This is a genomic window from Acinetobacter sp. YH12227 (genome assembly GCF_013417785.1).
Taxonomy (GTDB): domain Bacteria; phylum Pseudomonadota; class Gammaproteobacteria; order Pseudomonadales; family Moraxellaceae; genus Acinetobacter; species Acinetobacter gandensis.
The window spans coordinates 1-13,911 of the sequence record NZ_VPDH01000007.1 but is presented as its reverse complement, the minus strand read 5'-3'; the positions used below and the strand labels follow the sequence as shown (position 1 = coordinate 13,911).

Sequence of the window (13,911 nt, the reverse complement as noted above, 5' to 3'; positions counted from 1 at the left end):
TGAACCTTAGCCTAGAATCATCCAATATCATCGCTTCATACCAAGAAAATCATGCCATATCTCATATATTTAATGTTCCTTGCGTTTGCAAGCGCCGTAATTTTAGTGAAAAAGGCTTATGGTCTTAACATCCAATTATTTGCAATGGGGATTGTCGTCATCATTGGACAATTGGCAATTTTTTGTTTTATGAACGCAGCGATTAACATCAACAATGAAAAACAACATCGCAATGCCGTCAAAACCTTGCACTATGGCGCTTCATTTTCATTAATTGTGGTCACTACACTGGTCTATTTATATAACTATGTGTTACACAAACAGGAATATTTGACCATGGCGATTTACTTTTTAGGAACGTGGTTTGCCATCACCCTTTTTGACTCAGTGTTTAAGTTAGTCAAAGTTGGTATTTTTAATAGCAAGAAAGACAGTGCTGAAGTTGTGAACTCAACGCGTAAAGTGACGGTAGTTACTTTAGCGATCTGTATGTTTGGGTATTACTTATTTAGCAAATATGCATTAAATATTAACGTACTAAACTAGGCATCTTGTAAAGAAAACCACACCTAATACACAAGCGCAATAACCAGCAAAAAAGAACATCCTTTTAACTATTGCGCTAATCTTTTCCGTCACAGCACCATTATGAACAATAAAAACAATCATAAACATTAAAGCGATCGTGCAGAGAAATAAGGCAAAACCAATTAAATAAGTAAAAGCAAAGTCAAAGTTTAATACCACTGGAAAACCAATAGATACCGCCATTAAAGCTATTGTACTTGATGCATTCATATCTTAAAGCCCATCTAGCAACTGGCTTAATCGTAGCGATAAATAAGGTTAAAAACTGAAACTTTATTATTGAGATTGGTCAATGCACATTAAAAAAATGTGCTTGGTATATACCAGAAAGCAAAGAACCAGACGCAAAACGCCTGGCTCTTTAAAATTGAAAGGTGAATAAAAAAAACACAAATCACTTGAACGCATTTCTTATTCAAGGTCAGTTTAATTAGATTTCTTGCCATTGTCTATGTAATGTAAACGTAGACAGCATTAAAACAATCTATATTTTTTGAAAAAAGTTTTAAAAATGTACAGTGAAATATAATGAATGTATGAGCTCAATGCTCACCATTTGGAGAAATTTTATGAACTTTGAAATCTTATCTAAAACAAAAGTTGTCGGTCTAAAAGAAGATTCTCTCACCTCTTTTCAAAATTTTATGTTTGAAAATATTGCATGGGATAGCCAAGTCCGTGCTGATTATTACCAGTCAAATAAGAATACTGTACTGCTGGAGCTACCAGTACGTTTACGCCGTGACATTCAAATCGAAAACATCAACGGCGCTTTAGATGCACTAGTTGATTTTGAGCTGATCTACAAGCAAGACCAAGGCAAGTTGGTATCTTCATTGGTCGTTGATACGCAGTACTTGTTATGTATAAATGATCAGGATATTGATCTTTGGTCAATCGACAGCGAACTCAGTTTCTTACAAGAAGCTGACCGCAATCACCTTAAGAAGCTTATGCGTCATTGTGATGATCGTTTCCATGCGTGGATGCGCGAGATTAAGTCTTACTTCAATCGTTTGACAGTACAGCCGTTGCATCTTGATATGCAGATCAAAATACGCAAGATCGTAGGCTATACAGCGGTGCTACCTAAGACCTTTCCATAACGTTTTAGGTGCCAGTATAAAAACAAATAGACCGCAATTAAGCGGTCTATTTTTTTGCCTAAAACGGCGTTAACAGATCTATGTAATATTTAGCCCTTAAAACTATTGGCAAGTATCTGAATAACGCTCAGCACTTCCAAAGAATGATTTACCCTGATTGTCCACGATGTCTACATACAGATCTGGTTTAACTGGAGCATTGGCGAATACAGAGCAATAAAACGGATGAATCTTTTCATTCACAAAGCGGTTTAAAGAGTCAGTTTCATCAGAAGAGTATTTATCTGCAGTTTTGCTAGACATCTGAACGTTCATATTAAAGTGTTTTGAATACTTCACTTTTTTAAGTACCGCACCAGTTTCAATCTGGTACGGTGTTTTAGTGTTAAGCAAACGCTCAACTTTACGTTTGTTTTCAGCAGTAGGAGAAAGCGCAACAGCAGATTTTAAGCTGTTTGTATTCAGGTTATTTAAAGAACTATTAGCTAAAACAGCGCACGACATAGACACTGAGATTATTGCAACTGCAGATAGTTTTAGTGTTTTGAATACGTTCATGTTTAACGACTTTCCTGTATATACTTAAATTATATACTTAATATACGATATTTGGTTTTTTTGGAATTTTAATCTTATTTGATTTTGTTAATCGGTATATACCAATAAGATTGTTTATACGCAATTTAGCAAGAATCGCCCCCTTGTTTGGGGTTACAATTATTGTAATTTACAGATTGTTGATACAGGAAACCGATATGTCTGAAGAAGTGAAATACGAAGACCGTGTACGTGCTGCATACCGTTCTGCTCAAGGCAATGTAGCTCAAGAGTTCTCCCCTCACATTGTTAAAGCATGTGAAGCATCATCAAACGCACGTATGGAGCGCTTAGCAACTGGTCAAACAACATTTGACGAGGAAGAAGCTGTATTGATGAAGAAATGGAATGCACTTAAAAACAAAGCCTAATCATCGCGAATACAACCTAATCTAGCTTACAGCGGATTACCAAACCCAATCACTCATAAGTAGAACAATATGGACGATAAACTTGAGTTTTATTTAGATGCGAAAGACATCTTATCTCAACCTACCAGTTGCCAAGCGCAAGGCGACTATAAAAAGGCACTGGAAAAAGAAATCACGGAACATCGAATAGCGAAAATGGAAATTTCGCCGTTACGTGGCAATTACGATCTCGACCACCTCTCTAAAATCCATGAAAAAATCTTTGAGCATATTTACGATTGGGCTGGAGAAGTGCGTCTGGACGACATTTCTAAACGTGCGATCGACCCGAACGGTAATTATGAAATCGGTCATTTCCTAGATAAAAACCTGATCCCTGATGAACTGAATAAGTTCTCACAGGCGGTTAAAGAAAAAGACCACCTGAAAGGTTTGGACAAAGACCAGTTTGTGCAAGAGTTCACTCAGCTTTATGCCAAGTTAAATGAAGCTCACCCTTTTGAAGAGGGTAACGGTCGCGCTGCAAAACTGATGATGAACCAGCTGGCGAATGATGCTGGTTACACCATGGTATATAGCAAGGTCGCCGTATCAGATTGGAACTATGCGTTTAAACGTTCACTGACAGATCAAGAGCTTTATGTCGGTGAAAACTATGAAAACCTAGAACCGATGGAACAAGACCTCTCTTACCTTTTAAAAGTCATGGACAGTATCATTGAACCATACGATCTAGTCCTGAAGCTTGAAAATACGGAAGAACAAGAGCAAGAACAGGAAAATGACCAGGATAAATCAAATGATGATGATTCACCGAGTTACGGATAATTAGATTAATCCGTATACGATGGCTTTTAATTGATTAAAAGATTCTTGAAAAAAGAATCTTTTTTTTTGAGAAAAATTTCTAATGAAGTGACTCAGATTAAAATAAAACCTTAGGAAAATATTGTCCGAAACTTGGAGATGAATAATGAATAACGCAGCACATAAATTTGCAAATAAAGTGGTCGCTCAATACCAATTTACAAACGGAAGTGATTCAAGTCTGAATCATTTAATTATCGGCAACAGCACCGCAGAAATTATCGACACCTTAATTTATATGCTTTTCTCAAGCCATGCTGAAACCTATGACGATGGCGTTGTTTGGTTTAAATCAGTGGACGCAATTAATGTTGAGAAGTCTTACATTACTTACAACAGTCGAGAAAGCTGCATTTTTGCTTATTTTGTGTTTGATAAAAATCCATTAATGCTGAAAACAACCGCATTGCATATTGATAATGTTTGTTACTTTGGATGTGAAAGTGACACCACCAATAAAACCATCGAATTTTTAGAAAAATTCAAAGTTCGTGTATCCCTTGCTAAAGAGTGCCACAAGTTCAAATTCAATACTGAGCATCATGAAACCTTGATGCATGAAACCATCAAAACCTTAAAAACTATCTATGAAGAACATAACGACATGGATGCCGAAAAGTTATCTCAACACCATGACACAACTCATTTAGTTAACACATTTCTTGCTTAACCGTACACCATACAATAAACAAAACCCGAAAAAGGATATAACAATGCTATTAGGCGCTTTAAAACAATCTCTAAGCTCAGTCATCGACATGAACCGCTACACCGCCCTTTGCTCACATGTGGAGGGTGAAAACTTGCCGTTATGCGCTCAATTTCGTGTACTTAAATATATCTTTGGTGAGCATGGTCTAAGCGCACTTAAAAATTACAAAGAAGTTGAACACATTGACGAAGCTTTTTTGAAAAAACACTTCCTACGCATGATGAACTATGACTTTGAAGCAGTCATATACCTTGCTATGGTCGGCATGCGCGAACTTATCTTAGAAGCTGATGCTTTTGACCATGACGGCGAACAAAACGCCCAAAATGAGCTTAAACAAGCATTCCAATACGTTTCAGAAAATGACGTTCGTAATTTTGCTTATGTCACTCACATGGGCTATTCAGAAAAGTATTTCAACTGGAATATCATTCGCCACCAGTCTAAAGATGAAGCGGATAATCCCCTCACCTTTTGGTTATTTAAGAATGCAATGTATTCACTATTTTTCAACTTAGCCAATCGGAAATAATGCCCCAACTCATTAAGAGTATTTAAGTCCGAACTTAAGTACTCTTTTTTTTTGCATTAGAAAAATAGACCGGTATATACGCCGTCTAAGCATGGCTTAAAACGTATACGATGATTTTAATTGATTAAAAATATTTCAAATATCCATTACGTGTTTTAGGTCGGTTAATCAATTCCAATAAAGTTATTCATTAGTATTTTTTAAATAAAATGGCTCTATCGAAAGCAATTGCTTAAAACTTGGAGTCCTGTAATGAATCAACTTGATAAGTTAAATCATTTAAAAAATATCATCAAGCAAGTACCACATGAGCGTTTTGATCTGGATTTATGGCGCACGATCCCTGGTACCGACAATATGACTTTTGCTCAACTTATAAATAGTGATGCTAATTGTTGCGTCATAGGTTGGGCGACAGCTGATGAAACATTTAAAAGACTTAACTTCATGATGTTAGACGGCGTTCCCCTTTATGCACCATTCCGTGCGAATACTGGTGAGCCATTCACTTATGAAGAACTCAAAACAAATGTTGTTTATCGCGGTTCTGAAGCAGTACGTGAGTTTTTTGGACTCAATTATGAAGATGTCGATCATATTATTTTTGACAGCAACTACGCTTTTGAAGACCGAATCAAAGACGAGATTATTCATCATATCAACCAAGTTATTAATTGCGTGAACATCCGTCCACAAGACCTTGACCACTTGTTATCTAGCTCAATTGTTGCACTGGATAACGAAGTCCGTGAGTTCACTTTAAATGATGATGAAGTCCGTGAAATATCTGTTGTGGTTGATTGCTTCAATAAGTTTTTTCCCGATGGTGCTTATCTTGAGTTTGTTGCTACGGTCAACGTACCAGGTGATTGTGATCCACTGGAATACATCGCCAGCAATTACAACATTAAAGAGCCATTAGCTTTCGTTCCTAAGCCGAATGAAGCATTAGAAGAATATCTGGAAACATACCCGATTGAACATCTCATGCATAACTGGCAAGAGGATTTCATTTCGCCGTATGACGGAATCATTAATCAACGTTTAACGCATATCGCATTGCAAAATTTAAATAACGCAAAAGTAGTTCAATAAGGAAACCTACCCATGACAATTGAAAATCCGCAACTCGTCAGTGCTATCAATGAACTTGGCTTTTACTTGCCACAGCAAGTACAACAGATACCGAACATCACAGAAGCCGGTTTTCGTGTGTATGTGATCGATACAGCAAAACACACCAACATCGAGGCACTAATTAGTGCTATTGAGAATGTCAGCATCACTTCACAGCCCTTTTCTTTTCAAGATGATTACGATATGGGCGTGTTTTTTGAGGGATTTAGTTTCTTCTTGCCTATGCTCATTACACAAGACAGTGATGCACCTTTACCACTGTTCTTAATTCAATTGGATTTGTAAATCCAACAGCGGTACGTGCGCCAATATGTACCGCTACCCCTTTTGGCACACCGCCTAAAACTTGGAGCAGATATGAACAAAGCAACGACCGTTGAGCGTTTAGAAAAGCTGATTGAGCTAGTGATCGAGGTCATTCCTGATGAAAGCTTTGATTTCGACATTTGGCGTGATTATGACGCAAGCCATACAGAACAACACACCGATTTCTTTTCAGGTTTCACCACAGAAGAATTGTTAGATAAAAATATTGTAGGATGCCTGATTGGTTGGGCTACGTCTGTCGAGTATTTCCAAAATCTAGGTTTCAATTTTCATGGTTCTGTTGGGCCAATCTTCATGTATGAAAAAATACTCAGCAATGAAGAGCTAAAAGATGCGCCTGTTGTCACTGTACCAGTCGTTTACCAGTGGAAAGCAGTACGTGAGTTTTTTGGCATCACTCAGGAAGATGCTTTGGTGATGTTTAGCTATGACAATTACGACCAGGCCAAAATTGATAAGGACACAATGATTCGATTTATTGAACGCATCATCCAAAAATATAAGTAACCACCGAAACGGCGCAATGCCGTTTTGCTAGACGTTATAACCGCTTACGATGATTTTAATTGGTTAAAATATTTTCAATAATTTTAAATTTTGAGAAAAGTTTTTCCCCTGGCACACCCCTCTATACTTAATCCATAGCAAGCAAGGCACAAAGCCTTAAATCTGGAGTAAGTCGAATGAATACAGCGCATAAGTACGATGATCAAGTCATCATCCCAACAATAGCCGGGCAACTGGAGTTGCTGTCTGGTACCGATCTAAACAAAGAACTGGCTGAGCATGTTTTTCATGAAGCACCAGACATCGATCTAAGTATCTATGACATTTTTATTGTCTGCTTAAGTGGCGGTAAGGATTCGATTGCAGCGTATTTGCGCTTACTGGAGGCTGGAGTAGATAAAAGCAAAATTGAGCTTTGGCACCACAAAATTGATGAAGAAAACCAGCCGTTCATGGATTGGGTGTTCATGGAAAACTATACCAAAGCATTCGCTCAGGCATTCGACACACCATTGTACTTCAGTTGGCTCGAGGGCGGTTTCCTTGGCGAAATGCTCAAAGAAAACAGCTACTCAAAACCCCACTTCGTAGAAACACCAGAGGGCTTAATTAAGCTTGAACGCGACAACAACCGCAGTAAACCAGGCACACGCTTGAAGTTCCCACAACAAGCAGCCAGCCTCATGACGCGCTGGTGTTCTTCAGCGTTAAAGATCGATGTCGGACGCAGAGCATTGAACAACCAAGAACGCTTTGACGGCAAGAACATTTGTTTTATCACTGGTGAACGCCGTGAAGAGTCGCCAAACCGCAGTAAGTACAACCAGCTAGAACCGCACCCATGCGACCGTAGAAGCGGTAAGAAAGCAAGACGCGTTGACTGGTGGAAGAACGTGCTTCACTTCACTGAAGAGCAAGTATGGGCGTTACTGGAGAAGTACAAGGTTACGCCACCAGTGCCATATCGCTTAGGTTGGGGCCGTAGCTCATGCATGACCTGTATCTTCAACAGTCCTAAAATCTGGTCAACCATCAGCACCTACTACCCGGAACGCGCTCAGCTGATCGCTGGTTATGAACAAAAGTTTGATTGTACGATCAGTCGCTCAAAGATCGATGTCGTCAGTCTGAGCAATGGCATTGAGCCATTCGACATTCAGGATATGGAAGCACTGGTACAGTCCAAAATTGAAAGTTATTACCTACCAGTGTTCACGGATAACTGGACGGTTCCACCAGGCGCATTCAACAAGGAGGGTTGTGGATCGCTGTAAATTAGGGTGCCATTTGGCACCTTTTTAGGATGAAAACCGCAAGCGATGTTTTTTAATTGATTAAAAATGGTTTGGAATAATTTTGTTTTTGAATAAGTTTTTGACACCACCTGTCAGCATAAAATGATTTTAAACCAATCAATATGAGATGATGTTTATGACAACTTTAAACGAAACAATGCAAAAGTTCTGTAAAGCTAAGGCAATGATGACCTATTTAATGTCTGATGATCCTATCATTGATGAATCTGTCAGCCGTTACGAAAATTGGGCATTGGCTTATGACCTTTTGGTGAGTATTGGGCATCTGGATCTAGAACAAGTTGAGCAGGTCTGGAATGAAAAAACCCATACCAATTTTGTGCTTTGGGGTGTAGTTGGTGAATGCTCAATAGAAGAAATTTTATCGTATGTGACAGAAGAATATGACGCTCAAGCTGTCACACTGGCGCAGATTAATGAATTACAAGACGGTAAAACACTGGCAGAAATCTAAAATCAACCTAAGGAATGAGTTATTAATTAAGTATTAATAGCTCATTTTTTATTGTCTGAAACTATACAACTACCACCTTGAATCATTTTCACAAGCATCGCCATCGCCGTCACCATCCATCATGGTATCTGGGCAGTTTTTCACAAACCAATCAGCTTCTTCTTTAGATCGCATTTGAGAGCAATGCTTACGACCATCGCACTTATAGGCTACTGGCTTTTGATATATAACATTTGTAGTTTGATTATCTTTATATAGATATTTCTTTAATTGAATGCTACCTAGATATGCCACCCCAATAGCTATGCTAATAAAAATTATCCATAGATATAGTGGCAATGATTTTTGCTTGTCATGCGTTTGTTCATGGTCGGAATAGTAAACATGGATTGCCCTATTTTTATTTTCTTTTTTAACTACCTCGAAATAGACCTCTCGACCTACTATTGGCTGTTCGCCTTTCTGAAAATCCTTAATATGGAAAAATACATCACCAAAATTACTCGTAGATATAAAACCAAAACCACGCTCATTATTATATTTTTTAATTGTTCCTGTTAGTACCACCTAAAACCCCATATATATTAAAAGCTATATTAATTATATTTGTTAAACCTAAATAAATACTATCTTTTTTTTAAAAAATAGTTTTAAGGTTTATGGATTTATTATAATTAAAACATCAAAAGCAATTGCTTAAAACATGGAGTAGCTATTATGAATAATTTTTTCGCTGGTGCTGAAGTCATCACTGTTTTTTCTTTACAAGACGCTTTAGAAGAGGGCGTGATTCTTTGCCTTAGCGATAAAGAAGAACATGCCAAAGATTGCAAACAGTTCTATAAGTTCCCTGTTTATATTACAAGCAACTTGTATAACAAGCACCTGACAGCTGCAAAAGCAATTTTTCCGAATGGTACGGAAGCTGATGCTGAAAAAATCAATGATTTAATGGGATATACCATCTTTGATATGTTGAACATGAGCGTTCGTGGTTCAGTTGCACTTAATGACCAAAGCGTTAAGTTTAAATATGCTCTACAAGATACACCGCATACCTTTTCTGACACCTTAATCACCAATATTGCTACGGTTGGGCCTGGTGTGAATGGTGAGCCTATCATTACTTTTATGATGCCTGAAGACCAATAAACACAACACCTAGCATTGACCAAACAATGCTAGGTTTTTTTGAGATCCGAACGTTCATTGAGAGGTATAAAAAATTCAAATGGCGACTATGAAAATTGACAACCCTGACTTATTCGGCTTTGCAAATATGCAAGAAATAGAACAACAAAGAGAAAAAAACGAATTAAAACGTATAGAAACGATGAAGCTTGTCCGTTGTGACTGGTTTATCGCCGTGACATCTACTGGAGAGCTGTTTAAGTACAGTGAAAAAGTACCAGCAAAATATAAGGCGTTTAAAGGCATTAAATTATTCAAGTGCTGGAATGAAGCTACCGCGGATCTCGTGTTAAATGCCGTAAAAGGCGCAATCAAGCGTGATCATTACGAAGTGCCAGACGTTAAAAAAAGCAAAAAGCTTGCTGTTGATAGTTGGGTAAGAAACATTGATCTAAAGTTTCTACATTTGCCAGTCGGTCAACTCACCAACCTATACAGGGAACATCAGGAGCGTTTAAGACTGAAGCGTGAAAAAGCCAGACTTAAAGAAAATGAAAACACGTATGACGTAGAACCGCACTAATCACACCCACCAGGAATAAGCACCCATAGCTTATTCCTTTCATAAGATGATGGCCGTAAACGGTGTTTTTAATTGATTAAAAATAACTTGAAACCATGAGCCTATCAGCCGTAATACTTTTACTGAAAAGTTATACAGGCCACATGCACCGATATAATGAATACATCAAAGCTCATTGCTTAAAACTTGGAGATACGACAATGCAACTACAAAAATTTAATACTGGTACTGCTAATGTGCGCCACTTGCTACAAAGCTTCACCCAAGCGTATGACGGTTTACCAAGTTGCGTCATCAATGTGATTGGCGTAGCAACCAAAGCAGATCCGCAGTTTATTTTTAACATTGAACTGGATGTCATTTTATTTCACCAACACAAGTCACAAGCCTACTGCATTGAAGTCAATGCACCGTTACAGGTTCAAGCCATCGCAGACGCTCACGAATCATTTAGATTCAGTCCTGATGATTCTCATGCATTGATTGAGGGCGAAGTCATGGATGTGGCGATAAATTTACAACGCCAAGCCATTAATGACATGATTCAATATGATTTGCTGTCAGATGCAGAACTGGAAAAGTTCAATACATGGAATAAAGGTTTCGCCAGTGCATTACTGACAGAATGTTTTGAAGATGTCGCAGATTTTAATGCGCTGCATAGCTCACATTTTATGGCGAACACTGTTTATTTAAGACTGATTGAGTACTTTAAAAACAACCTGTCATAAGAAACCATTAAACAAATAGAGGGAGATCCAATAAAGGTCTACCCTCTTTTTTTTATGCCATTAGATTTAATGACGTATACGATGTTTTTTAATTGATTAAAAAATATTGAAATTTTTCATTGCCAGTTCCATAAGTAATTTGAGAAAAGTTTTTAAGGGATATTTCACAAATATAATTAATTCATACCTAAGCAATTGCTTAAAACTTGGAGTTGAAGATATGAAAAGCGTACTTGATTTTTTTACAAACCGTTCTAAAACATTAAACATTATTGTGAATCCTGAATTAAATACAGGTCATTCCCTTGCTGATTTTTCGTATAACGAAGAATTGCATCAAGACCTTAATGTATTAACGGTTATTCCGCTTGATCATTACGGAAACTTTCTATCTTTAACCCTTGATGATTGGAGCGTTATTACTTCAAAAGTTCAATTCCCTGAGCATCTTGATTTTAATCAATTACTCAGCATTTTTTGGGAAACACAACCCATTTTAGTTGTTACTGACATCGCACGTTCAGAAGTGCATGACAGCGACTTTTTTCAACAAAGCTTGGTCAAGCAAGTCAATCTTGCATATAGCCGAGATATTGCCAGTGAATATGCACCAGAAGATGTTCACTACATCTCTCAATCTTTTGATTTAGATAAGCTGATGCGTTGCGGTGTATATCTGCAAGGTCATTGCTATTCAGCTCATGATTTCGTCATTAACAACCATAACCTATTTGAAAAAGACAGCTTGATTGTGCCTGTTTTTAACATCCACTCGACACAAAAAGAACTGCAACAATTTTTAGTATTTGATCTGCAAGGTAAGTTTTTGGATTGCGTTGTTGGCACTGAAGTTTTGTACTAAGGAATATTGATCATGTCTAAAAAATACTTATTGATTGAATTGAGCTACGAAGCACCAAACAACACCAGTGCTGATGCTGTTTTGCACAATGTCTATATTGATATTAATCACCCTGAAAATCTGGCGATGTTTAGCGAGTCTTGCAAGAATCGCCATGAAATTAATGAAAACCTACCCATTTGCCAGTTAATCACTTCATGGGTTCGATTACTAGGGATCTTCACCATTCTGGACAATACAGATCAGGACAAAGAAACCCCTGTTCTCATTCAACTTGCTGACGGCGGTACTTTATCTATCGATGGTTGGGAAATTCTCGACCAAGAAACCAAAGATAGACGCTTGGCGTTAATGGACATTGAGCCAGATGAAGAACAAGACGTAGACGACCCTATTTTGTTCGCTCATGAGCATTCAGACTCAATCACACTCACCAAAGTCGAAAAGCCAGTAGCAGAAAGTGTATATGTCGCTACGCGTAACTCTTACAGCAACAACTTTGATTTAGTTCTTGAATGTATCTTGAATCCTGAAAAATATTACAGCCTATATCAAGGCTCATATGATGGCACTCATGTTCAAGTGATCCTGAATGACTTGGCACTACTACCATCATGTAAGACACATAAATCAGAAATTGGCGACTATGTAACATGCAATGTACTGGAGCTGTTCAAAGGCTCAATAGATGCGTATGGCGCAGAAAGTGAATTTATTGATTCATTCGTGCAACTCGACATTACACCGTACTTAGATAGCACACTGAAAATGGACTACACCGAATTGCAGTTTAGCTACCAGAGCAACGATCTCATTGCATTTTTTGGGAATGATCCATGTTCTTAACATGGATCTCTATAGAATAGGAGAAAATACAATGTCTGATCATATCTATAATTACATCATCGGCAGAATCGACAAAAGCCGTAAAATTATGGTTCTGGTGAACTACGAATCAAGATCCAATCTGGTGACTCAAGCACAGTTAATGAAAGTCCAATTCCCGAACCTCAATACCTTGAGAATGTTCCTGAATGACTTTGAGCCAACGGAAAAACATGTTATCCATTACTCGAAATACAGTAAAGAAATGCCATCAGGTGCAGATGGATATTTCCTATTTTCAGAACATGACCAACAATGGAATATTTTTGATCCAAAAGTTATAAATCGGTTTGTTCACATACACCAAGAAGCACCAGAGTTCGATAACTACCAAGATTATATCTGTTCTTGTGAAGTCAAAAACTCACCTACACTTAAAGCAAAACATAAAAAACAAGCATTTGTGCAGAAGATGATCTTCACTTCATTGGGTTTTGAGCGTTATTGCCATCATTGCAATGGCTATGAACCACTGGATCGCTTTTATTATCATTCTGATACCAAAACCTATGAAGCAGTTTGCAAGCCTTGTTATGTTCCTCATTACAAGCCTTACAAAATGAAAAAACGTATGACCAGTACGGTTGAAGAATATATTTAATCATTAACTAGAACTCAAAAAGATGGGCGAATTCAAACATGAGGTGCGACAGTTTCAAAAGCCATATGATAATCAACAAGCTGAGCAAATTTCTCTAATGGTGTAAGCCAATCTAACGCTTTTCTAGGACGAGTATTCAGTGACATGGCAACTTGATTTAAATAATGCTGATCTGCCTGATTTAAATCAATCCCTTTAGGTAAATATTGCCTAATTAAACCATTCATATTTTCGCATGTGCCTTTTTGCCAGGGTGAATGTGGGTCACAGAAATATACATCTATGCCTAAATCTTCTTCGAGTATTTTATGTTCTGACATCTCACGTCCACGGTCATAGGTCAACGTTTTACGCAGTTCTGCAGGTAAATATTTCAGAGCTTCAGTTAAAGCCTTGCGCACTGATTCTGCCTTTGCATCAGGTAATGTTGCCAAGATACAGAGCCGTGTATTTCGTTCAATAAGTGTTGCTATCGAACTTTTATTGTCTTTACCTTTAATTAAATCAGCTTCCCAATGACCCGGTATTTTTCTTTCTTGAACTTCGGCTGGGCGCTCATGAATAGTTTTAATATCCTGTAATATAGAATCTTTTTTAGGTTCAC

20 protein-coding genes and 1 pseudogene are annotated in these 13,911 nt (G+C 37.7%); 17 read left to right on the top strand and 4 right to left on the bottom strand.

The features are described from left to right. The first annotated feature begins 51 nt into the window (after positions 1-51). Positions 52-546, top strand: coding sequence for a hypothetical protein (locus FTV09_RS02565; RefSeq protein WP_228719276.1), 495 nt, complete (start codon positions 52-54; stop codon positions 544-546). On the opposite strand, the gene FTV09_RS02560 is transcribed toward FTV09_RS02565, so the two are convergent. Further along, positions 538-798 carry a hypothetical protein gene (locus FTV09_RS02560; RefSeq protein ID WP_047471669.1) on the bottom strand — a complete coding sequence of 87 codons (261 nt, stop codon included), beginning with the start codon at positions 796-798 and terminating at the stop codon, positions 538-540. The genes FTV09_RS02565 and FTV09_RS02560 overlap by 9 nt on opposite strands. 359 nt (positions 799-1,157) lie before the next feature. Between FTV09_RS02560 and FTV09_RS02555 the strand changes: the two genes are divergently transcribed. After that, positions 1,158-1,694, top strand: coding sequence for a hypothetical protein (locus FTV09_RS02555; RefSeq protein ID WP_047471672.1), 537 nt, complete (start codon positions 1,158-1,160; stop codon positions 1,692-1,694). Positions 1,695-1,796: 102 nt separating this feature from the next. On the opposite strand, the gene FTV09_RS02550 is transcribed toward FTV09_RS02555, so the two are convergent. Then, on the bottom strand, positions 1,797-2,252 hold the full coding sequence (locus FTV09_RS02550) for a hypothetical protein (protein WP_005006073.1): 456 nt from the start codon (positions 2,250-2,252) through the stop codon (positions 1,797-1,799). 197 nt (positions 2,253-2,449) lie between these two features. Here FTV09_RS02550 and FTV09_RS02545 point away from each other — a divergent pair, with 197 nt between their 5' ends. The 9 genes from FTV09_RS02545 (at position 2,450) to FTV09_RS02505 (ending at position 8,514) form a co-directional block, all read left to right on the top strand. Further along, positions 2,450-2,662 (top strand): hypothetical protein, encoded by a 213-nt coding sequence (locus FTV09_RS02545; RefSeq protein WP_047471675.1) that lies wholly within the window; start codon positions 2,450-2,452, stop codon positions 2,660-2,662. 69 nt (positions 2,663-2,731) lie between these two features. Beyond that, entirely contained in the window at positions 2,732-3,490 is a 759-nt protein-coding gene (locus tag FTV09_RS02540; protein WP_024160753.1) for a Fic family protein, read from the top strand. 145 nt (positions 3,491-3,635) lie between these two features. After that, positions 3,636-4,199, top strand: a complete 564-nt coding sequence (locus FTV09_RS02535) for a hypothetical protein (protein WP_024160754.1) — start codon at positions 3,636-3,638, stop codon at positions 4,197-4,199. A 43-nt stretch (positions 4,200-4,242) separates the two neighbouring features. Beyond that, positions 4,243-4,773, top strand: a complete 531-nt coding sequence (locus FTV09_RS02530; RefSeq protein ID WP_024160755.1) for a hypothetical protein — start codon at positions 4,243-4,245, stop codon at positions 4,771-4,773. A 252-nt stretch (positions 4,774-5,025) separates the two neighbouring features. Next, complete coding sequence (locus tag FTV09_RS02525) at positions 5,026-5,868, top strand: hypothetical protein (RefSeq protein ID WP_042892739.1); 843 nt, start codon at positions 5,026-5,028, stop codon at positions 5,866-5,868. A gap of 12 nt (positions 5,869-5,880) precedes the next feature. Beyond that, positions 5,881-6,195: a hypothetical protein gene (locus FTV09_RS02520; protein WP_180056644.1), complete on the top strand. Its 315-nt coding sequence runs from the start codon at positions 5,881-5,883 to the stop codon at positions 6,193-6,195. 72 nt (positions 6,196-6,267) lie between these two features. Next, on the top strand, positions 6,268-6,744 hold the full coding sequence (locus FTV09_RS02515) for a hypothetical protein (RefSeq protein ID WP_005006052.1): 477 nt from the start codon (positions 6,268-6,270) through the stop codon (positions 6,742-6,744). A 176-nt stretch (positions 6,745-6,920) separates the two neighbouring features. Beyond that, positions 6,921-8,018, top strand: coding sequence for a phosphohydrolase (locus FTV09_RS02510; RefSeq protein ID WP_042892735.1), 1,098 nt, complete (start codon positions 6,921-6,923; stop codon positions 8,016-8,018). A 157-nt stretch (positions 8,019-8,175) separates the two neighbouring features. Continuing rightward, positions 8,176-8,514, top strand: a complete 339-nt coding sequence (locus FTV09_RS02505) for a hypothetical protein (RefSeq protein ID WP_042892733.1) — start codon at positions 8,176-8,178, stop codon at positions 8,512-8,514. 69 nt (positions 8,515-8,583) lie between these two features. On the opposite strand, the gene FTV09_RS18285 is transcribed toward FTV09_RS02505, so the two are convergent. Further along, a complete protein-coding gene (locus tag FTV09_RS18285; protein ID WP_038350031.1) occupies positions 8,584-9,081 on the bottom strand; it encodes a cold shock domain-containing protein in 498 nt (165 codons plus the stop codon). 150 nt (positions 9,082-9,231) lie between these two features. Here FTV09_RS18285 and FTV09_RS02495 point away from each other — a divergent pair, with 150 nt between their 5' ends. The 6 genes from FTV09_RS02495 (at position 9,232) to FTV09_RS02470 (ending at position 13,307) form a co-directional block, all read left to right on the top strand. Continuing rightward, a complete protein-coding gene (locus tag FTV09_RS02495; protein ID WP_005006045.1) occupies positions 9,232-9,666 on the top strand; it encodes a DUF6573 family protein in 435 nt (144 codons plus the stop codon). Positions 9,667-9,754: 88 nt separating this feature from the next. Next, positions 9,755-10,228: a hypothetical protein gene (locus tag FTV09_RS02490; RefSeq protein ID WP_227504915.1), complete on the top strand. Its 474-nt coding sequence runs from the start codon at positions 9,755-9,757 to the stop codon at positions 10,226-10,228. 200 nt (positions 10,229-10,428) lie between these two features. Then, positions 10,429-10,959 carry a hypothetical protein gene (locus tag FTV09_RS02485; protein WP_024160762.1) on the top strand — a complete coding sequence of 177 codons (531 nt, stop codon included), beginning with the start codon at positions 10,429-10,431 and terminating at the stop codon, positions 10,957-10,959. Positions 10,960-11,179: 220 nt separating this feature from the next. Continuing rightward, complete coding sequence (locus FTV09_RS02480; RefSeq protein WP_024160763.1) at positions 11,180-11,821, top strand: hypothetical protein; 642 nt, start codon at positions 11,180-11,182, stop codon at positions 11,819-11,821. Between the two features lie 12 nt (positions 11,822-11,833). Beyond that, positions 11,834-12,667, top strand: coding sequence for a hypothetical protein (locus tag FTV09_RS02475; protein WP_024160764.1), 834 nt, complete (start codon positions 11,834-11,836; stop codon positions 12,665-12,667). Between the two features lie 31 nt (positions 12,668-12,698). Beyond that, positions 12,699-13,307 (top strand): hypothetical protein, encoded by a 609-nt coding sequence (locus tag FTV09_RS02470; protein WP_024160765.1) that lies wholly within the window; start codon positions 12,699-12,701, stop codon positions 13,305-13,307. A gap of 32 nt (positions 13,308-13,339) precedes the next feature. Here the strand turns inward: FTV09_RS02470 and FTV09_RS02465 are convergent. Next, a pseudogene (locus FTV09_RS02465) lies at positions 13,340-13,911 on the bottom strand (IS30-like element ISAba125 family transposase); the annotation flags it as partial.